The organism is Thiomicrorhabdus marina (genome assembly GCF_017571465.1).
In the GTDB taxonomy this organism is placed as follows: domain Bacteria; phylum Pseudomonadota; class Gammaproteobacteria; order Thiomicrospirales; family Thiomicrospiraceae; genus Thiomicrorhabdus; species Thiomicrorhabdus marina.
Genome location: NZ_JAGETV010000004.1, coordinates 72838 through 92600, shown reverse-complemented (window position 1 = coordinate 92600; position 19763 = coordinate 72838). Strand labels below are relative to the sequence as shown.

The 19763-nt window shown below is 41.3% G+C and carries 18 protein-coding genes; 16 read left to right on the top strand and 2 right to left on the bottom strand.

Annotated elements, in window-relative coordinates; all coding sequences use genetic code 11:
* Positions 1-6: 6 nt before the first annotated feature.
* Together glnD and map are read right to left on the bottom strand one after the other, a co-directional pair.
* The gene (gene glnD, locus J3998_RS03625) at positions 7-2646 is read right to left on the bottom strand and encodes a [protein-PII] uridylyltransferase (protein ID WP_208148105.1); all 2640 of its coding nucleotides are present in this window, start codon (positions 2644-2646) and stop codon (positions 7-9) included.
* A gap of 30 nt (positions 2647-2676) precedes the next feature.
* Positions 2677-3459: a type I methionyl aminopeptidase gene (map, locus tag J3998_RS03620; protein ID WP_208148104.1), complete on the bottom strand. Its 783-nt coding sequence runs from the start codon at positions 3457-3459 to the stop codon at positions 2677-2679.
* A 255-nt stretch (positions 3460-3714) separates the two neighbouring features.
* On the opposite strand from map, the gene rpsB reads away from it, so the two are divergent.
* The 16 genes from rpsB (at position 3715) to J3998_RS03540 (ending at position 19739) form a co-directional block, all read left to right on the top strand.
* Positions 3715-4455, top strand: a complete 741-nt coding sequence (rpsB, locus tag J3998_RS03615; protein ID WP_208148103.1) for a 30S ribosomal protein S2 — start codon at positions 3715-3717, stop codon at positions 4453-4455.
* A gap of 131 nt (positions 4456-4586) precedes the next feature.
* Positions 4587-5474: a translation elongation factor Ts gene (gene tsf, locus J3998_RS03610; protein ID WP_208148102.1), complete on the top strand. Its 888-nt coding sequence runs from the start codon at positions 4587-4589 to the stop codon at positions 5472-5474.
* 142 nt (positions 5475-5616) lie between these two features.
* Positions 5617-6339 carry a UMP kinase gene (gene pyrH, locus J3998_RS03605; RefSeq protein WP_208148101.1) on the top strand — a complete coding sequence of 241 codons (723 nt, stop codon included), beginning with the start codon at positions 5617-5619 and terminating at the stop codon, positions 6337-6339.
* A gap of 3 nt (positions 6340-6342) precedes the next feature.
* A complete protein-coding gene (gene frr, locus J3998_RS03600) occupies positions 6343-6900 on the top strand; it encodes a ribosome recycling factor (RefSeq protein WP_208148100.1) in 558 nt (185 codons plus the stop codon).
* Between the two features lie 169 nt (positions 6901-7069).
* Entirely contained in the window at positions 7070-7801 is a 732-nt protein-coding gene (locus J3998_RS03595; RefSeq protein WP_425086088.1) for an isoprenyl transferase, read from the top strand.
* On the top strand, positions 7795-8604 hold the full coding sequence (locus tag J3998_RS03590) for a phosphatidate cytidylyltransferase (RefSeq protein WP_208148099.1): 810 nt from the start codon (positions 7795-7797) through the stop codon (positions 8602-8604). Before J3998_RS03595 ends, J3998_RS03590 begins: the two co-directional genes overlap by 7 nt.
* Before the next feature lie 28 nt (positions 8605-8632).
* Positions 8633-10033, top strand: coding sequence for an RIP metalloprotease RseP (gene rseP / locus J3998_RS03585; protein ID WP_208148098.1), 1401 nt, complete (start codon positions 8633-8635; stop codon positions 10031-10033).
* Entirely contained in the window at positions 10026-12329 is a 2304-nt protein-coding gene (gene bamA, locus J3998_RS03580) for an outer membrane protein assembly factor BamA (RefSeq protein WP_208148096.1), read from the top strand. The genes rseP and bamA overlap by 8 nt, the downstream gene beginning before the upstream one ends.
* A 120-nt stretch (positions 12330-12449) precedes the next feature.
* A complete protein-coding gene (locus tag J3998_RS03575) occupies positions 12450-12992 on the top strand; it encodes an OmpH/Skp family outer membrane protein (protein ID WP_208148094.1) in 543 nt (180 codons plus the stop codon).
* Between the two features lie 16 nt (positions 12993-13008).
* Positions 13009-14037, top strand: coding sequence for a UDP-3-O-(3-hydroxymyristoyl)glucosamine N-acyltransferase (lpxD, locus tag J3998_RS03570; RefSeq protein ID WP_208148092.1), 1029 nt, complete (start codon positions 13009-13011; stop codon positions 14035-14037).
* A 37-nt stretch (positions 14038-14074) separates the two neighbouring features.
* On the top strand, positions 14075-14512 hold the full coding sequence (gene fabZ, locus J3998_RS03565) for a 3-hydroxyacyl-ACP dehydratase FabZ (RefSeq protein ID WP_208148090.1): 438 nt from the start codon (positions 14075-14077) through the stop codon (positions 14510-14512).
* Positions 14513-14514: 2 nt separating this feature from the next.
* Positions 14515-15288, top strand: a complete 774-nt coding sequence (gene lpxA / locus J3998_RS03560) for an acyl-ACP--UDP-N-acetylglucosamine O-acyltransferase (RefSeq protein ID WP_208148077.1) — start codon at positions 14515-14517, stop codon at positions 15286-15288.
* A gap of 65 nt (positions 15289-15353) precedes the next feature.
* A complete protein-coding gene (gene lpxB, locus J3998_RS03555) occupies positions 15354-16556 on the top strand; it encodes a lipid-A-disaccharide synthase (protein WP_208148075.1) in 1203 nt (400 codons plus the stop codon).
* Positions 16553-17161, top strand: a complete 609-nt coding sequence (gene rnhB, locus J3998_RS03550) for a ribonuclease HII (RefSeq protein WP_208148073.1) — start codon at positions 16553-16555, stop codon at positions 17159-17161. Before lpxB ends, rnhB begins: the two co-directional genes overlap by 4 nt.
* Positions 17162-17310: 149 nt before the next feature.
* On the top strand, positions 17311-18285 hold the full coding sequence (locus tag J3998_RS03545; RefSeq protein WP_208148071.1) for a chemotaxis protein CheV: 975 nt from the start codon (positions 17311-17313) through the stop codon (positions 18283-18285).
* A 215-nt stretch (positions 18286-18500) separates the two neighbouring features.
* The gene (locus J3998_RS03540; protein WP_208148069.1) at positions 18501-19739 is read left to right on the top strand and encodes a tyrosine-type recombinase/integrase; all 1239 of its coding nucleotides are present in this window, start codon (positions 18501-18503) and stop codon (positions 19737-19739) included.
* The last annotated feature ends 24 nt before the right edge of the window (positions 19740-19763 follow it).

Here is a 19763-nt window from a genome sequence, read left to right as displayed (position 1 = left end):
GGATTGCTAGTTTTCTAAATTTTCAATTAGCGCTTCACGTAAGCGTTTTTTTAGCTCTTTATTATTAATTGCATGGTCATCGGTGTCGCTAATAATAAACCAGTCTTCGGCTTTCTCGCCGACTGTGGTAACACGAGCATCATGCAGACGAATTTGACAATTTTTCAGTGCACAGCCTATGCGTGATAAAAGCCCCGGGCTATCTTTGGTGGTAATATGCAGTTCGCTGCGGGTATCGTTAACGGTCGTAAATTGAATTTCAGTAGGGGTCTCAAAGCAACGCATGCGACGATTTAAGAAGCTATTGTGTTTTATCGGCTCCACCTCGTCTTTCAACATTTGTTGATGGATTGTCTCGACAATCATCTCCAAATTATCGGTTGAGACACTTTGATGATCTTCACGGTTTAAGAAGTACATAATGACTAAAGTCATGCCATCATTACCACCGAAAATCCGTGCTTCCATAATGTCTAGTTTAAGCTTATCCAGTGCATGCGTAATATTGGCAAACAGGAAGTCACGATCCTGCATATAGATTTTTAGTTCTGAAGCGCCACGGGCTGTTTTTGGATGCACCTTAATGTGGATTTCAGATGTATCCGCTTGATATAACTCTTGAGTAATTCGAGTCACTTCAGCCGGGCTTTGTCGACTAAAGAAGTCACTGTCAGCCATAGAATCCCAGAACTGTTGGTAGTCTGCTGTTTTAAGTTCGCATTTAGCCAGCTGTTCTTTAGCTTTCTCTTGCGTTTGCAACGCTTTAATTGATTTATCCTTAGGGATATTAGAGCGTAATTCTAATGCTTTCGTGGTTTCATGATATAGCTCTAGGAACAACGAGTTTTTCCAATCATTCCAGACGTCTTCAGAAGTTGCGCAAACATCAGCAACGGTTAACAGATATAGGTGATTCAGATGGTCTTGATCTTTGACCAATTTGGCAAAATCGCTAATGGTTTGCGGGTCGCTTAAATCTTTGCGTTGTGCAACATGCGAAAATTCAAGGTGATAACGTACCAACCACTCAATCATCTCCTGATCTTTTTTAGGCATATTGTGAGAGTTTGCAAACTCTGCAGCGTCCATCGCGCCGAGGATTTCGTGGTCACCGTTTCGGCCTTTCGCGATGTCATGAAACAAGCCGGCCAAAAACAAAACCTCAGGACGGCAAATTTGTTTTGCGATTTGATGCGCTGTTGGAAATTCGTAAGCATATTCTTCAACAAAGAAACGGCGTAGATTGCGAATCACTAAAATAGTGTGATCATCCACGGTATAGGCGTGGAAAATATTGAATTGCATTAACCCGGTAATCTTTTTAAACACCGGTAAGTAGCTTTCCAAAATACCGTAACTATGCATTCTACGAACCGAAGCATTAACGCCGGATGGTTGCCGAAAAATTTCAATAAACAAGGCGCGATTAATCGGGTCCGAACGGAATTGGTCATTAATAAAATGTAGATGATCACGAATTGAACGGATTGCATTGGAACGCAAGCCTTTTACGTGCGGTAAATTTGCTAAGGCAACGAAAACTTCCAGTAGGGCTGTCGGGTTGATTTCGAAAACATCTGGGTGAGTAATATCGAGATAGTCATTAACAATGCAAAAGCGATTATTGATCGGTTTAATATCATCACTAAAGTTCTCAAACAATTCCTCTCGAAAATGTTGTAGCAGAATTTCGTTGAGTTTAACCACGCTTTGGACATTGCGGTAATAACCGCTCATAAAAGCTTCAACTGCCATTCTTTCGGGATTGTCGATATAGCCAAAGATTTCCGCAATTTGCTGTTGATGATCAAATTGCAGGCGATCTTCACGTCTGCGGCGCAGATGCTGTAAAGCGAAACGAATGCGGTTTAAGTATTTATTAGCCGCCTCAATTTCAACATACTCTTCGGTAGTCAAAAAATTACGCTGTACCAATTCATTGATTGAGTTGACGCGAAAATAACGCTTGGCAACCCAGTAAATCATATGAATATCACGCAATCCACCAGGACTTTCTTTGATATTCGGTTCCAGCTGATAAGTGGTGTCTTGGAAACGATGGTGGCGTCTTCGCTGTTCTTCCAACTTGGCAGAGAAAAAGGTTTTGACAGGCCAAAAATCATCTCGAGCCCATAGGCTGATTAAGTCTTGGAATGCTTCATAACTACCGGTAATCCATCGTGCCTCTAACAAGTTGGTGGCAGTGGTGACGTCTTTTAACCCTTCTTGATAACATTCGTCATGGGTACGAATGGAATGACCAACATCAAAACCTAAATCCCATAAAAAAGTAATAAAGGATGATAGAGCTTGCTGAATTGCATCCGGGTGTTCACTGATAATAAGCAGGTCGATATCGGAGTAAGGGTGTAATTCACCGCGCCCATAGCCACCCACTGCGACTAAGGCGGCACTATCATCGGCAATGAAATGACTCCATATCTTTTTTAGCAACTGATCGACAAAAGTGGCGCGCTCTTTGATTAATTCCGCAACCGGAGCCCCTTCTTCATATTGCAGGAATTGGTAATCGGTAAAGCGTTTAATAACCTCGCGTCCAGCCTTGATTTTATCGGCTAAGGCAACATCATTGTCATTTAAAGAGTTAACAAATTGCGGCAAGGATGGACGGTGCGTATCGGTCATTTGCTTCAGTTTTCCGTAAGTCGGTTTTGTTTACAGGTTTGTTGGCGTTTCATTCTGGCGCAAGGTGAAAATTTCGTAGCCGTCTTCAGTAACCGCTAAGGTATGCTCCCATTGTGCTGAAAGTTTGCGGTCTTTGGTGACGACCGTCCAGTTATCTGGCAGCAATTTAATATCAGCCTTACCAAGATTAATCATTGGCTCGATAGTAAAGACCATGCCCGGTTTTAGAACGATCTCTTTCAATTCAGGGGCGGCATAGTGCAGCACTTGCGGCTCTTCATGAAATTCAGCGCCGACACCGTGACCACAGTATTCACGAACCACCGAATAGTTATTGGCTTCGGCGTGATCTTGAATCGCCTTAGCAACATCATAAAGCGTATTGTCAGGTTTAACTTGCTGAATACCTAACCACATGCATTCATGTGCAACTTTGCAAAGACGAGCTGCGAAAGGTTTCACTTCGCCGACCTCAAACATCATACTGGTATCGCCGTGGTAACCGTCCTTGATCACGGTAACGTCGATATTGACGATATCGCCTTTTTTAAGCTTTTTACTTTTATCGGGAATGCCGTGGCAAACCACTTGGTTAATGGAAATACAACTTGATGCAGGAAACCCGTGATAGTTCAATGTGGCTGGAATCGTACCTTGTTCTTCGGTCATGTATTTGTGCATGATTTCATTCAGCTCACCGGTGCTGACGCCGGGTTGAACGTGTGGAGTGATCATGTCTAAAACATTGGCGGCTAACTGGCCGGCAACGCGCATTTTTTGGATTTCTTCAGCAGTTTTGATTTTAATGGCCATGAAGCGATTCTTTGTTGTTCTCTGAATAAAGGAATTTTAGCGGTAAATATCCACTGTGAGGGCTTTTTTAATTGAGCAATTGTACAAAATATGGTATAAATGCCGCGCCTCGTAAATGAGGTGAATTTTAACAGAAAATCCGCACGTTTACCGACACATAAAACGGGGTGCCGATGGATTTAATATTGGAATTAAATTCAAGGTTCGTTTTTATGGGTATTCGGAGGCTTAACCCACTATTTGGAGAATTAAATCATGGCAAAAGTTACCATGCGTCAAATGCTAGAAGCTGGTGTTCATTTCGGTCACCAGACTCGTTATTGGAACCCTAAGATGTCTGAGTACATCTTTGGTGAGCGCAACAAGATTCATATCGTTAACCTAGAGAAGTCACTTCCTATGTTCAACGACGCGCTTAACTTCATGGGCGGCATCGCAGCAAACAAAGGTAAAGTTCTTTTTGTTGGTACTAAGAAAGCGGCAAGCGAAATCGTTAAGCAAGAAGCTGAGCGTTGTGGCATGCCTTATGTTGACTACCGTTGGTTAGGTGGTATGTTGACTAACTTTAAAACCATCAAGCAGTCTATCAAGCGTCTAAAAGAACTTGAAGCGATGGAGCAAGACGGTACTTTCGAAAAAATCACTAAGAAAGAAGCATTGATGATGTCTCGTCAAAAGCAAAAGCTTGAGCTGTCTCTTGGTGGTATTAAAGATATGCGCGCTATGCCAGAAGCAATTTTCATTATCGATACCGGTAACGAAAAAATTGCTATTCAAGAAGCGAAAACGCTAGGTATTCCAGTTGTTGGTGTTGTTGACACTAACAATGATCCACGTAACGTTGACTATGTTATCCCTGGTAACGACGATGCGATCCGTTCGATCAAGCTATACCTAAGCTCTGCAGCTGACGCAATTAACGAAGGTGTTGCTTCAATTACTACTGCAGTTGAAGGTGATGATTTTGTTGAAGCTGAAGAACAAGCAGCTGAATAATCTCTGAGCTTATTATCTGCCCAGTCTCATGGGCAGATAATTCTACCCAGATTTCTAAAATCTATTATTCATAGTTGAATTGAATGAATAGGTTCAAAACCCTCTTAATAAAGATCTAAGGAATATTGAACATGGCAATTACTGCTGCAATGGTAAAAGAACTGCGTCAAATCACTAGCGCAGGGATGATGGATTGTAAAAAAGCCCTAAATGAAACTGACGGTGACATGGATGCGGCGATTGAATTCCTTCGTAAAAAAGGTATGGCGGGTGCTGATAAGAAAGCAGGCCGTATCGCTGCAGAAGGTCGTATTGCAATCGCAATCGCTGACGACAAGAAAACCGCTGCAATCGCAGAAGTTAACTGTGAAACTGACTTTGTTGCTAAAGGTGACGAGTTTAAGAGTTTTGCTGACGAAATCGCTGCTATCGCACTAGCTAATAACGCAACTGATATTGAAGCTGTTATGGGTATGGCAATGGCCGACGGTAAAACCGTTGACGAGCGTCGTCGTGAGCTAATCGCTAAAATCGGTGAGAACATGGGTGTTCGTCGTCTAGAAATCATCGAAACTAAGGGTGAGATCGGTCAGTACCAACATGGTGAGAAGATCGGTGTTGTGGTTGCAATGGACGGTGGTGATGAAGCATTAGTACGTGATGTTGCTATGCATGTTGCTGCGGCGAAACCACAGGCAGTTTCTTCTGAAGATCTAGACCAAGAAGTTATCGAGAAAGAACGTAACTTCCAAATCGAACAAGCGCAGTCTTCAGGTAAGCCGATGGAAATCATCGAGAAGATGATCGAAGGTCGTATGCGTAAGTTTGTTGGTGAGATTACGCTACTAGGTCAGTCTTTCGTTAAAGACCCGGACCAAACTGTTGAGAAGCTTCTTAAAGCTAACTCTGCAAACGTAACTTCTTTCATTCGCCTTGAAGTAGGTGAAGGTATCGAAATCGAAGAAACTAACTTCGCAGATGAAGTTGCTGAAGCTGCGCGTGTAGCACAAGGTAACTAATCCTGCCTAAAAGCCATAGTCGAGTTAATCTTGACTGTGGTTTTTTTATAACTTTACTACACTGCTTTGCAGTAGAATTATTTTTAAATTAGACTGTAACTTAATGATTTAAAAATGGTTTTACGATACTTCAGGAAGAGAAATGACACTTAAATATAACCGCATACTGTTAAAATTTAGTGGTGAAGCCTTAATGGGGGAAGGTGACTTTGGTCTATGTTCAAACACGCTGCAACAAGTGGTTAAACAGGTTAAAGACCTTCGTGATTTAGGTGTCGAAGTCGGTATTGTTGTCGGTGGCGGTAATATTTTCCGCGGTGCACAGATTCAAGGTTCAGGGATTGCCCGTACAACGGGTGATCACATGGGAATGATGGCAACGGTGATTAATGCTTTGGCACTGCGTGATGTAATCGAATCAATGGGTATGCATGCGCGCGTACTATCGGCGATGTCTATTGAAGGGATTGCGACCGACGGTTTTAACGCCAATATGGCGAAAAAACAGCTGGCTGACGGCGAGGTTGTTATTTTTGCAGCCGGTACCGGCAGCCCATTCTTTACCACTGATACCGCTGCCGCGCTACGTGGTGTGGAAATTGAGGCGGATATAGTTTTGAAAGCCACTAAGGTTGACGGTATCTATACAGCGGATCCAATGAAAGATCCTACCGCTGAACGTTACAGTGCGTTAAGTTATGATGAAGTCATTCAGAAAAATCTACAAGTTATGGATATGACGGCGTTTGTGCTTTGTCGTGACCATAATATGCCAATTCGAGTTTTTGATATGTTTAAAGACCAAGCGGTTATTCGCATAGTAAAAGGCGAAGACGAAGGTACCTTGGTAAGTTCAGGAGAATAACAGATGCTAAATGAAATCCAGCAAGACGCTAAGCAAAGAATGCAGAAGTCTTATGAAAACCTAGAGAGTAACTTCGCTAAAATCCGTACTGGTCGTGCACACCCATCTATTTTGGATTCGGTTCTAGTTGAATACTACGGTTCAGACGTTCCTCTTAGCCAGGTAGCGAATGTAGGTGTTGAAGATGCGCGTACTTTAACGGTTCAGCCATGGGAGCAACCAATGGTTGCGAAGGTTGAAAAGGCAATTATGATGTCTGATCTTGGTGTTAATCCGAATACGACTGGCAACTTGATTCGTATTCCTATGCCACCGCTTACGGAAGAGCGTCGTGTTGAACTAACCAAAGTGGCGCGCGCAGAAGCCGAGCAAGCGCGTGTTGCCATTCGTAATGTTCGCCGTGATGCAAATGGTGATATTAAGTCTTTACTGAAAGATAAGGACATCACCGAAGACGAAGCACGTGGTGCGGAGGATGGTATTCAAAAAATCACTGATGAAATGGTGAAAAAAGTTGATGCACTTCTCGCTGAAAAAGAAAGCTCTTTGATGGAAGTGTAATTGCCTTCATTTGCGAAGGAATCATCATTCGCTATTTGCTCTTAAATAGGGCATAATTAGCGTCTTTGGTGTACTTTCAAAAGCCAAAAATCGTCACGGTTTTTGGCTTTTTTATTTTCTATCGGCCTGCACACCGATTACTACTATAAAAACAATAGGAACTCTTGTTTTGTCTGAAGAAGCAGTCGCTCAGATTCCCAAGCATATCGCAATCATTATGGATGGTAATGGTCGTTGGGCCAAAAAACGCTTTTTACCGCGTTTTATTGGTCATCAAAAAGGCTTGAATGCGGTTAAGAGAGTCATTACTCATTGCGCTAAACGTAACGTTGAAGCGATCACTTTGTTTGCTTTTAGTACCGAGAATTGGCGCCGTCCACCGGAAGAAGTCAATAAACTGATGTCGATATTTTTAACCGCTTTACAGAAAGAAGTTAAAAAATTGCATAGTAATAATGTTCAACTTCGCATTATTGGTTTACGTAGTGCTTTTAGTGAAGAGATCCAAGCGCATATTGCTAAAGCGGAAGCGCTAACGCATGACAATACCGGTTTGGTGTTGAATATTGCTGCTAATTATGGCGGACAGATGGATGTTGTTGAAGCGGTAAAAGCATGGCAAATGGAGAATCCCGAAAAATCAGTACAAGAATTAACGGTTGATGATATTAGTCGACATGTCGCTAACGCCGATTTGCCATTACCTGATTTATTAATCCGTACCGGTGGTGAACAGCGTATTAGTAATTTTTTGATTTGGCAAATGGCTTATTCTGAACTGTATTTTACCGATACCCTTTGGCCTGACTTTGGTGCTGATGATATTGATGCTGCAATTGATTCTTATGCGGCCAGAGAACGCCGTTTTGGTAAAACCAGTGAGCAGGTACGGAAGTGCTGATACCAAGAATTTTTACCGCATTAATATTGGTCGCAATTGTTCTCGGCGGCCTGTTTTACGCTTCAGGACAAACATGGCTATATGGCATTATTGCACTGGCCTTAATTGCACTGTTCGAGTCGGCAAGACTTTCCCAAATAAACCATTTTAGTGTTCAGGTTCTCTTCGCTGTTCTGGGGAGCATTACTCTCTACTTTTCCTTGCAATACCTTTCAGTTTTAACCTTTGTCTTGCTAACCATTATCGTTTTATCGACAATGATTTTTGTCGTGTACCGCTATCAACGTACTCAAGGACGAATTGGTTTGCAATCTCGTTTTCTAATGCTTGGGTTGAATTTTCTGCTTGTACTAGTTTTTACTAACGCTATGCTTCAGTTACAAGGTAAAGTTAGCGCTGGCTTGCTATTGTTAAGCATGGCAATTGTTTGGGCGATGGATACCGGTGCTTATTTCTCAGGACGTGCGTTTGGCAAGCGAAAATTAGCCAAATTTGTCAGTCCGGGAAAAAGTTGGGAAGGGGTTTGGGGTGGTGCCTTAAGTGCCTTTGTTCTTTCTTTGCTTAGCTTGTATTTTTTACTCCCAGAAATATCAATTCAGTCGCTAGTCGGGCTCTCAGCCATGCTAACTTTTATCGCTTTACTCTCGGTATTTGGCGATCTGTTCGAAAGCGTTTTAAAACGCCAAGCAAATCTCAAAGATAGTGGCAAAATTTTACCGGGTCATGGTGGTATTCTTGATCGAATAGATAGTTTATTGGTGGCGATGCCATTAAGCTATTTGCTATGGCTTTGGTATTTTTGATATTTACAAATAAAGGTAAATGCAGCTGATGGATTTTCTCTGGTCACTTGTTGGTTTCATCATTGTGATTGGTGTCTTAGTCACCATTCATGAATGGGGGCATTTTCAAGTTGCACGCTCTTTTAATGTCAAAGTTCTAGAATTTTCTATTGGTTTTGGTAAACCGCTTTGGCAAAAACAGAAAGGCGAGACGCTATATAAAATCTGTGCCATTCCATTAGGTGGTTTTGTGCGCTTTGTTGATGAGCGTGAAGGGGAAGTCGCAACGGAAGATTTACCTCGCGCCTTCAATCGTCAGAGTGTGTATAAAAGAATTGCAATTGTCGCAGCAGGACCATTGATTAATTTATTATTTGCATGGCTTGTTTTTACCGTCATCTTTTTGCTAGGTGTTTCAACTCTAAAACCGATTATCGAAGATGTTCCTAATAATACGCCGTTGGCACAAGTTCTGAGTACCGAGCAGCTACAAAAAAATGCTAATCATGATATTCAGCAATGGGAATTGGTTGAATTCGATAATAAACCGATTCAAGCATGGAATGAGGTTAACCAAAAATTAATGATTGCTTTGGTGGGCCATCAGCCAAGTGCCTCTTTCGCTTTAAAAAGTCTCAGTAACGGCGAAACTCTGTTTATTGAACAACTACCACTGACGTTACTCGATTTAAATAAACCCGATGAAAACTGGCTGACAGCGTTAGGTTTTCACCCAGCTGCCCCTAAAGTTCCGGCTATTATTGGTCATATTTCTATTGATGCCCCGGCAAATAATTCTGCATTGCAAATTGGTGATCAAATCATTGAGATTGACGGTGTTGCGATTCAAAATTGGTCTCAATTGGTGCATACCGTACAAGATAGGCCTAATCAGACAGTATTAGTTAAATACTTACGACAAGATATTGAATTTTCGGAAAAAATTACTTTAGGCTCTATCGAGAATGGTGATAAAACCCTAGGGCGGATTGGTTTAGGTCTGTTGGTTGATCAGCAAACTATGGCACCATTTAGCAACACCATTCAATATGGTTTTGTAGATGCCATCTCGCAGGGTTGGCAGCGAATGCAGGACTTGACCTACTTGAGCTTGCAAATGTTGAAAAAGATGTTGTTTGGTGAAATTAGCTTGCAACATCTTTCAGGGCCAATAACGATTGCGCAAATGTCAGGTCAGGCTGTACAGAGCGGTTTAATTAACTTTTTAAGTTTGCTTGGGTTATTAAGTTTAAGTATTGGTATTTTAAATTTATTGCCTATCCCTGTTTTAGACGGCGGGCATTTGCTATATTACCTCGTCGAAATTGTTAAGGGCTCGCCGGTTAGCGAGCGTATAATGCTTTATGGTCAATCAATCGGGCTATTTTTGATAATTAGTCTGACCTTGTTGGCAGTTTTTAATGACATTCTAAGAATATCCAATGGTTAAGATGAATCCACTGAAATTTAACAAAACCGCACTTGCTACAGCGTTGAGCACAGCGCTTATCATTCCTTCAATTGCCAACGCTTTTGTCGTAGAGAAAATTACGGTAGAAGGGGCTAATCGTATCGGTTATGAAACCATCAATAGCTATTTGCCGGTGACTAAAGGGGAGTTTCTAAGTTCCACCTTAACCAAACAGACCATCGAGCGCCTTTATAAGACTGGTTTTTTTGATAATGTCTCGATTTACCAACGTGGTCAGGGTGAACTTGTTATTGACGTGGTTGAGCGTCCTTCGATTTCGGAAGTTAAAATTGAGGGGAATAAACTCATAGAAACTGAAGTACTCGAGGATGCATTACAGACTCTGGGTATCAAAAAAGGGCGGATCTATAACCAACTCGATTTAGATCGTATCATTATCGACCTAAAACGCCGTTACCAAAACCAAGGTTATTATGCAGCCAGTGTTAGTATCGAAAGCACGGAACTAGCTCGTAACCGTGTTGATTTGTTAATTAAGATTGTCGAAGGCGAACCGGCGTCAATGGGACGAATCGCTTTGGTTGGTAACGAAGTTTACTCAGACCGTCGTCTGAAAGGCATTATGGCACTTTCAGAAACCGGTGTTTTTGGTTTAGGTGATTCTTACTCAAAACCGAAGCTAGAAGCGGATATGGAAAAAATCCGTTCGTTTTATCTTGATCGCGGTTATGCGCAATTTAAAATCGATTCCTCTCAGGTTTCTCTATCAACCGATAAAACCAAAGTTTTCACCACCATTAACATGAAAGAAGGTGATCGCTTTACCTTAAGTAAAGTTGCTTTTACCGGCGAAACCATTATCAGTCAGGAAGAGATTGATCGCATTACAGACGTACAAGCAGGTGACATTTTCTCCCGGAGTAAAATCATTGATGCGGTTAATATCATCCGCGAAAGATTGAGTGAAGAAGGCTATGCTTTCGCCGAAGTGGAACCGGACACGATTATCAATCCGACCGACAAAACAATGGATGTAACCTTTAAAATTGAGCCGAAAGATCGAGTCTATATTCGTTATGTAGATTTTGAAGGTAATACGCGTACCCGTGACCACGTTATTCGCCGAGAACTGCGTCAGTTAGAGAGTGCGCCTTATTCTTTAAAAGCAGTGCGTCAATCTCAATCGCGTCTTGAGCGCTTAGGCTTCTTTAAGTCCAGTAAGATTGAAACCAAACGCATTTCTGATGACCAAGTTGATCTGATTGTCAAAATCGAAGAACAGCCAACCGGTTCTTTTACTGCTGGTGTTGGTTACTCCCAGGTTGATGGTGTTAGTTTCAATATCGGCTTATCCGAACGAAATTTCATCGGTAGCGGTAATAAACTGGATTTGCAAATTAATACTTCCTCGGCACGTAAAACGGCTGACATAGGTATTACTAATCCATACTTTACCGAAGATAATGTCAGTTTGGGAATGGGTCTGTATTTCCGTGAGATCGATGCAGAAGAACTCGATGTTGCCGACTATACAACGAATAATTTCGGCTTTAGAACCAGCCTAGGGTATCCATTAAGTGAAAACAATACATTACGTTATGGTCTTAAGTTTGATGCTCAAGAACTAGTTTGTGCGAATACGTTTAATTACTGTAAAGATTACATTGATGACTTTGGCGACAAAACCAATTCTGTGCAAGCATCTTTAAGTTGGATTCATAATACGACCAACAGCTTCTATTTCCCTAGTAAAGGACAGAAAACCACACTAACTTTAGAAGCGGTTGTTCCTGGTACTTCCGATGCGCCTTTCTATAAAGTATTTGCTGAAGAGAACCTGTATCTGCCAATGACTAAAAACTTGTCGTTGCATTTGAAAGGCGGCTTGGCTTATGGTGATGGCTATGGTGATATTGATATTTTACCGTTCTATGAGAATTTCTATGCCGGTGGTATCGGTACGGTGCGCGGTTATGAGCCTAACTCATTGAGTGCTAATTATGATCTTGATACCGATGGAAGTGACCGTCCGGTTGGAGGAAATACCAGAGTATTGACAACCGTTGAAATGATTTCGCCGGTTCCTTTTGTTGAAGACTCATCAAACCAAAGAATCAGTTGGTTCTTTGATGCTGGTTATGCGTTTAACGGTCTTAGTAATGCTAAATTCAATGATATGCGTGCTTCGGTTGGTGTTGGTTATTCTTGGATTACACCTGTTGGCCCACTGACATTTAGTGTAGCTCAACCGCTTAATGAGCAAGAAGGGGATGAGACTCAAACCTTCCAGTTTACGCTGGGAACAGCATTTTAAAAGATCCCTCATATGAGACATGAGTTATGGCAGTGGCAGATTCAGTAGTTAATAAAATACTGCCTTGTTATTAAAAAAATACGGTAAAATCCGATAAAACTTCGTATACAGGACGGTTCAATGTTTAAACCACTTTTTGTCATTTTTGCAATGGCTTTTTCTTTGATCACTACGCAACTGCAAGCGGCAGAAGATGCGCCGGTAAAACTAGGTGTTGTTAATGTTGCATTATTGTTGGAACAAGCACCGCAGGCAGGTGTTGCAACAGAAAAGCTTAAAGAAGAGTTTGCACAAGAGCAAAAAGAGCTGAAATCGCTTGCTACAAAACTGGATTCAGAACAGAAGAACTATGAGAAAAACAAGAGTGTAATGAGCAATACGCAACGCGCGACTAAAGAACGTGAACTCACGATGATGACGCGTGAAATCCAACGTCGACGTAACGATGTGCAAGAACTTATTAATCTTCGACGTAATGAAGAGCTAGCTAAAATTCAAAATCTGGTCAATGAAGCGATTCAAACCATCGGTGAAAAAGAAGGCTTTGATCTGATTATGTATGAAGGTATTGCTTACACTAACAATCGTATTGATATCACAAAAGACGTTTTAGAGTTCTTACAATCTCAATCCAAGAAAAAGCGTTCAGATTTTAATAAATAAAAAATAAGGCTACTTCGTGCGCATTGACTCTCTGCTTGCGGTTTTACAGCAACATCAGGTTGATTTTCAATTTAATGGCGACGCTTCTAGTGATATTGTAAGCGTTGCTCCTTTAGATAAAGCGATGGCAGAGAACTTAAGCTTTCTAAACTCCCACAAATTTATCTCATCTTTAATGAATACTCAGGCTGGACTGGTTTTGCTTACCGAGCAATTTGCTGAAGAATGTCCGCAGCCATGCATTATTGTTAAAGACCCTTATTATGCCTATTCCTTGTTAGCGCAAGTGCTTTATCGTCAGCCTTTACCATTTATTGGTGTTGCCGAAAGTGCCACGGTATCCTTAACGGCAAAGATGGCCGAGGATGTTTGCGTCGAAGCAAACAGTGTATTACAAGATGAAGTGACTGTCGGGCAAAACACATGGATTGCTCCGGGTTGCGTTATTTATCCAAAAGTCAAAATTGGCAGCAATTGCGTGATCGGGGCAAATGTTGTAATCCATCATGATTGTCAAATTGGCAATAATGTGTATATCGAAGCCGGAACTGTGATTGGTGGCGATGGCTTTGGTTGGGCTCCACATCAGGGAAAATGGTCGAAAATCCCCCAAGTTGGAAGAGTTGTTATCGGCAACTATGTTTCTATCGGCAATAACTGCACTATTGATCGTGGTGCAATTGAAGATACTATTATCGAAGACCACTGTATTATCGATAATTTAGTACACATCGCGCATAATGTTGTAATCGGTGAAGGTTCAGCTATTGCAGGACAAACAGGGTTTGCCGGCACGACCAAATTAGGTAAACACAATATCGTTGCTGGCCAAGTCGGTTTTGCCGGTCATTTAGTTACAACCGATCATTGTCATTTTGCTGCTAAGGCTGGCGTTACTCACGATATTAAGGAATCGGGAGCTTACTCCGGTTTCCCTACTCAAGAAACGGCAAAATGGCAAAAACAAATCGTACGACAAAGAACCTTAGATAAATTGGCTCGACAAGTTAAAGCGCTGCAAAAGCAACTTAATGAATTACAATAATTACAAATAAATAGAATTAGAGAAAATTGGATTCCTCATGATGGAAGTGAAAGATATTTTTGATTACTTACCGCATCGCTACCCGTTCCTGTTGGTAGACCGCGTCACTGAATTTACCCCGAATGAAAGTTTGAAAGGTTTCAAAAATGTTACCTTTAATGAGCCGCAATTCACAGGTCACTTCCCGAATAATCCAATTATGCCTGGTGTTATGATTATTGAAGCTATGGCGCAATGCACTGGTATTTTAGCCTTCCGTAGCCAAGGTGAAAAACCGGATGGTTCTTCAATGTACTATCTTGCCGCAGTCGATAATGCACGATTCCGTAAGCCGGCGGTACCGGGTGACCGTCTTGATTTTGAAGTTAAGGCGCTAGGCAATAAGCGTGGGATCTGGAAATTCGAATGTACCACAAAGGTTGACGGTAAAATTATTGCCTCTGCTGATTTAATGTGTGCTGAACGTAAGGTATAAAATTGATTCATTCAACTGCGATTATTGACCCTAAAGCACGGATTGCTGACGACGTTGAGATCGGTCCTTATTGTGTTATTGAAGGGGATGTGCAAATCGATTCCGGCTGTAAATTGGAATCGCATGTTGTTGTCTATGGTCCATGCGTAATTGGCAAGGGTAATCGTTTTTATCCTTTCGGCTGTATTGGCGCAGCCCCGCAAGACAAAAAGTTTGTTGAGGGTGATGAAGCCATCACAATTATTGGTAATAACAATACCTTCCGTGAAAATGTCACCGTAAATCGAGGCACCATTCAAGACATTGCCAAAACGGTAGTTGGTGATAATAATTGGATTATGGCCGGTGTCCACATTGCTCACGATTGTATCGTTGGGAATAATTGTATTATGGCTAACAATGTTGCATTAGCAGGTCATGTTGAAATTCAAGATTGGGCTATTCTTGGTGGTTATACATTGGTACATCAATTCTGTCGTATCGGCGAACATTCTTTTTGCGGAATGGGCAGTGTAATCAATCAAGATGTCCCGGATTTTGTTGTGGTTTCAGGCAATATTGCTGAAGCAAAAACCGTAAATTTGGAAGGGCTTAAGCGTCGTGACTTTGATAGCGAACAGCGTCGTTTAGTTAAGCGCGCTTACAAAATTATCTATCGCAGTAATTTAAGTATTAAGGATGCGCTTGCTGAATTGGAAGCACAAAATGACAAAGCGGGAACACTGAATCATTTAATTGAATTCTTAAGCACTTCAACCCGCGGCATTACCCGTTAATATATCCATTTACTCATTTCAAATAACGCAGTTTTCTACTGCGTTTTTTCTATAGTGATATCGTTATGTCCGATCTCAAACACAGCTCTATATCTACTACTAAACCATTAACCATTGCTTTAGTTGCCGGTGAAACTTCGGGAGACACGCTCGGGGCAGATTTATTGCAAGAGTTAAAGTGTGTTTATCCAAATGCAAAATTTGTTGGTATTGGTGGACCAAAGATGATTGCAGAAGGCATGGAATCTTGGTATCCGATGGAACGTCTTTCAGTTATGGGGTTTTTTGAGGTTCTCAAACGTCTGCGTGAGCTGCTTAGGTTACGCAAGAATTTGATTGAAAGATTGATTGCCGCACAGCCGGATATTTTTATTGGAATTGACGCACCGGATTTCAATTTTACTGTGGAACGTAAACTTAAAGAGCAGGGTATTACCACTGCACATTATGTTGGACCTTCTGTGTGGGCATGGCGTGAAAAACGTTTGGCAAAAATTAAGCAGGCGGTTAATGGCGTTTTGGTTCTCTTTCCTTTCGAACCAAAATACTATCATCGTTATGAAATTCCCGTAGCCTTTGTCGGACACCCCCTTGCGCAACAGGTACCGGAGTTACCGAATAAACAGAAAGCTTGTATCAGTTTTGGGTTAGCTAAGGACGCCCAAGTATTAGCAATTCTTCCAGGTTCTCGCATGAGTGAAATTTCACAAATGATAGAACCGTATTTACTAGCATCACAGCAGGTATTTCAGCAACACTCAGAAATGCATTTTGTGATACCGGTAGTTCATGAAAAAGCCAAAAAACATATCGAAACCACCATTGTAGAACTTGGTGAAAAAGGTCAATTACAGAGTCAATTCATCAAGCATATTCACTTGCTTGATGGACAGGCACAACTGGCTTTAGAAGCTTGTGATCAAGCGCTAGTTACTTCCGGTACTGCAACGTTAGAGTGTGCGCTTATGCGAAGACCTCTGATTCTTGCGATTAAAGTTCATCCGATTTCTTACTGGATAATGTCGAAACTTGCCACCACTAAATGGATTGGGTTACCGAATATTCTTGCTAATAAATCCGTTGTCCCGGAGTTAATTCAGGCGGAAGCTACGCCGGAAAATATTGCTGCAAAACTAACCGAATTAATCGCTTCAGACTTAATGCGCCAAGAACAGCTCATCGCCTTTGCTGAACAGTATCAACAGCTTAAGCAACCGAGCGCAAAACTTGCAGTGCAAGCACTACAGACATGGATGCAGAAATCATGACTAAACAAATTGATTTGTTTAATGATCAATCGTCACAAATCATCGTCGGGGTAGACGAAGTTGGCCGTGGCCCTTTAGTCGGTGATGTGGTTGCTGCTGCGGTAATTCTGCCGGAAGACTGTCAATTGCCTTTGAACGACTCGAAAAAACTCAGTGAAAAAAAACGTGAAGCACTGTTTTCCGAAATAAAACAGCAAGCGATTGCATACAGCATCCAAAAGGCATCGCCACAAGAAATTGATGAATTAAATATTCTACAAGCCACTATGTTAGCAATGAGTCGGGCAATAGAAGAGGTTGCACAACAAAGTGCATTTGACTTAGCGATGATTGATGGTAATCGCTGTCCCAAAACCACACATCCATGTGTTGCGATTGTTAAAGGTGACAGTAAAGTTCCTGCCATCTCAGCCGCTTCCATTCTCGCTAAGGTTTACCGTGATCGACAAATGAAAGATTTAGATAAACAACATCCTGAATATGGTTTCGCACAACATAAAGGCTATCCGACCCCTGCGCACCTAGAACGTCTAAAATCGCTGCCTATTTTGGCTGAATATCGTCGGTCCTTTAAACCGGTGCGTGTGTTGTTAGAACCTGTCTGATAAAAACAAATTTTATTGGTTTACATCAAGACTTCGCAGGTTAAACACTTCTCACTTGAGATTAATTTCAGCATTTCGTTAGAATTCTTATATCCTTAATACAAGCAACGATATTGTAGAGTTATTTCTGAAATTGGAGCCGTTCGCTCATGAGCACAACATTAGAACAAGTCGAAAAAACCGCGCAACTTAGCAAGAACAATCAACTGAGTTTAATGATTTTTCAGGTGCAGTTTGCAAAAGAGGACTATCAGCCGCCTTATTACGGTATGAATGTTTTTAAGGTTCGCGAAGTATTAGAGGGTCGCGGTTATCCTATTTCTCCTATGCCGGATACCAATCAACTTATTGAAGGTATGATTGAATTGCGAGGTGTTTATCTACCGGTTATCGACTTACCGCAGTGGATGGGCTTTCCAATGTCAGAAGAAGAGCGAGAAAAATCGATTATTATCGTCTCGGATTTTAGTCATAATTTTGTCGGACTACGTGTTTCACATATCTATGGTGTTGAAGAAAAAGACTGGTCAGAGATTCATCCTGCTTCTAACTATAATGTTAACGTCAACACAAATCAGATAATTAATCACACTTATTTGGAAAATAGCGAAACGCTTTGTTTTATTCTAGATATTGAAAAACTACTCATTGAAGCTATGCCGAGTATGGCAGAAAAGATTTTCACCTCTGCCCGTGAAATCGATGCAAGCCAGAACCAGTTCAGCACCGATATCACCGAACGCACCATCCTGTTTGCGGAAGATTCTAAATCCATTCAACAGTATATGGGGATGGTATTTGACCAATTAGGTTTAGCTTATAAGTCATTCAATAATGGCCGCTTGCTTTTAGATTACGTCAATTCAATGGCCGATCTAAATGAAATTTCAATGGTCTTTACCGATTTAGAGATGCCGGTCGCATCTGGACATACCGTTATCCGTGAGCTGCGCGAAAATCCAAAAACACGACACTTACCGATCATTGTGCACACCTCGATGACCAGTGACAATAACTCGCGTGAAGTTATCGAACTTGGTGCTAATTACTTTATCGGTAAAGTGGATACCAATATGATCGTTGACACTATTAACAGTGTGCAGAAAGAGTTCTATTCTGAGTAAGATACAAGAGATTTGCTTAAATTCCAGATATAAAAAAAGCGCCTGATCAGAGGGTGTTTTTTGAGTTTCATGAGTCCACATATCTATCCACAAAGTCCCTATTCATGGGGGTTTTTAGTATCATTACGTTTCATCAGCTATCATGCAATATCACGAATTTTACGGTACCATTTACGGTATCGTTTACGGTACGGAATAAATTTGAGCGCTTTTTTATGAAACGTAAATTAACTGACAGAAGAGTGTTGACTCTAAAGCCACAGGACAAACAATTTAAAGAATCAGATGGTGGTGGCCTTTATCTTCTTGTAAAACCATCTGGAACTAAGACATGGCGTTATGACTTTGCTTTATTTGGCAATCGATATACGTTAACCATTGGCCAATATCCAGACATTACCTTAAAACGAGCTCGTGAACTTCATGAACAAGCCCGTGGTTTTATTGCGGAAGGGCTTGATCCAAGAGTAGAGCTCAAACGCTTGAAGGGTACTCAATACAAACCATTTAGTGCTTATGCATTAGATCTTTTAAAAGATGCACCGATAAAAGATATTACCCGACGAAAAAAGCTTGAAGTTATGCAGCTCCACTTATTTCCCGTCTTGGACAAGACACCAGTTGATAAAATTACAACTATCCAGCTTTATGAGCATTTTAAGGGACTATATGATGCTGGTAAGCAGGAAACGCTTCGAAAATCGATTAGCTACGCTAAAGAGGTCTTTAATCGTTTATTTGCTCTTCAGATAATTAGCATAAACCCAGCCAGTGGTCTTAATGACTTATTTCCCGCAAAAAATGGGACTTCAAGTAAGAGCATGCCTTCTTCTAATGATGAAAATTCACTAAAACTGCTATTGCAAGGTTTTGATAATTATCACGGTAGCTTACCAATCAAAATGGCATTGAAATTTATGCCCTATGTTTTTTTGCGGCCTAAGAATATCCGGCACCTTACTTGGCAAAATATTGATTGGGAAAACAAGATGCTTACGTACAAGGAAGGCGATATGAAAAAAGATCGCGCCCATAAAGTCCCACTATCTAATCAAGCTCTTGAAATACTTAGAAATATGCAGGAAATCAACGGTAATAGAACTTATGTTTTTACTACGTATACTGCAAAAAAAGACATTCCTCCTGTTGAAAGTACGCTTTCATGTGCGATAAACAGAACTAAGCATCCAGAAACAGGGGAACCTGTAGGTAAAGGCTTGATGAGCCCTCATGGTTGGAGACATACAGCAAGTACCATACTCAATGAGCTAAAATTCGATAAAGATGCTATAGAAGCGCAACTAGCACATATGGATAAAGACCGCATTAGGGCGGCGTACAATAAGGCTGAATGGATGCCTGAAAGGATCAAGATGATGCAGGCCTGGGCGGATCATTTGGATGCAATAAAAAAGGCAACTAACTTAAATTGTAGTAGTTCAGACTTTATCTGACAGTTGCCGGTTTTGATTCGGTGA

What these genes read in the sequence shown, in the direction of transcription:
- bamA (WP_208148096.1), top strand. Translation starts at nt 10,026, where the DNA reads ATGGTTAAGATGAATCCACTGAAATTTAACAAAACCGCACTTGCTACA.
- pyrH (WP_208148101.1), top strand. Translation starts at nt 5,617, where the DNA reads ATGACACTTAAATATAACCGCATACTGTTAAAATTTAGTGGTGAAGCC.
- tsf (WP_208148102.1), top strand. Translation starts at nt 4,587, where the DNA reads ATGGCAATTACTGCTGCAATGGTAAAAGAACTGCGTCAAATCACTAGC.
- fabZ (WP_208148090.1), top strand. Translation starts at nt 14,075, where the DNA reads ATGATGGAAGTGAAAGATATTTTTGATTACTTACCGCATCGCTACCCG.
- J3998_RS03575 (WP_208148094.1), top strand. Translation starts at nt 12,450, where the DNA reads ATGTTTAAACCACTTTTTGTCATTTTTGCAATGGCTTTTTCTTTGATC.
- rpsB (WP_208148103.1), top strand. Translation starts at nt 3,715, where the DNA reads ATGGCAAAAGTTACCATGCGTCAAATGCTAGAAGCTGGTGTTCATTTC.
- rnhB (WP_208148073.1), top strand. Translation starts at nt 16,553, where the DNA reads ATGACTAAACAAATTGATTTGTTTAATGATCAATCGTCACAAATCATC.
- J3998_RS03545 (WP_208148071.1), top strand. Translation starts at nt 17,311, where the DNA reads ATGAGCACAACATTAGAACAAGTCGAAAAAACCGCGCAACTTAGCAAG.
- lpxB (WP_208148075.1), top strand. Translation starts at nt 15,354, where the DNA reads ATGTCCGATCTCAAACACAGCTCTATATCTACTACTAAACCATTAACC.
- rseP (WP_208148098.1), top strand. Translation starts at nt 8,633, where the DNA reads ATGGATTTTCTCTGGTCACTTGTTGGTTTCATCATTGTGATTGGTGTC.
- glnD (WP_208148105.1), bottom strand. Translation starts at nt 2,646, where the DNA reads ATGACCGATACGCACCGTCCATCCTTGCCGCAATTTGTTAACTCTTTA.
- J3998_RS03540 (WP_208148069.1), top strand. Translation starts at nt 18,501, where the DNA reads ATGAAACGTAAATTAACTGACAGAAGAGTGTTGACTCTAAAGCCACAG.
- frr (WP_208148100.1), top strand. Translation starts at nt 6,343, where the DNA reads ATGCTAAATGAAATCCAGCAAGACGCTAAGCAAAGAATGCAGAAGTCT.
- map (WP_208148104.1), bottom strand. Translation starts at nt 3,459, where the DNA reads ATGGCCATTAAAATCAAAACTGCTGAAGAAATCCAAAAAATGCGCGTT.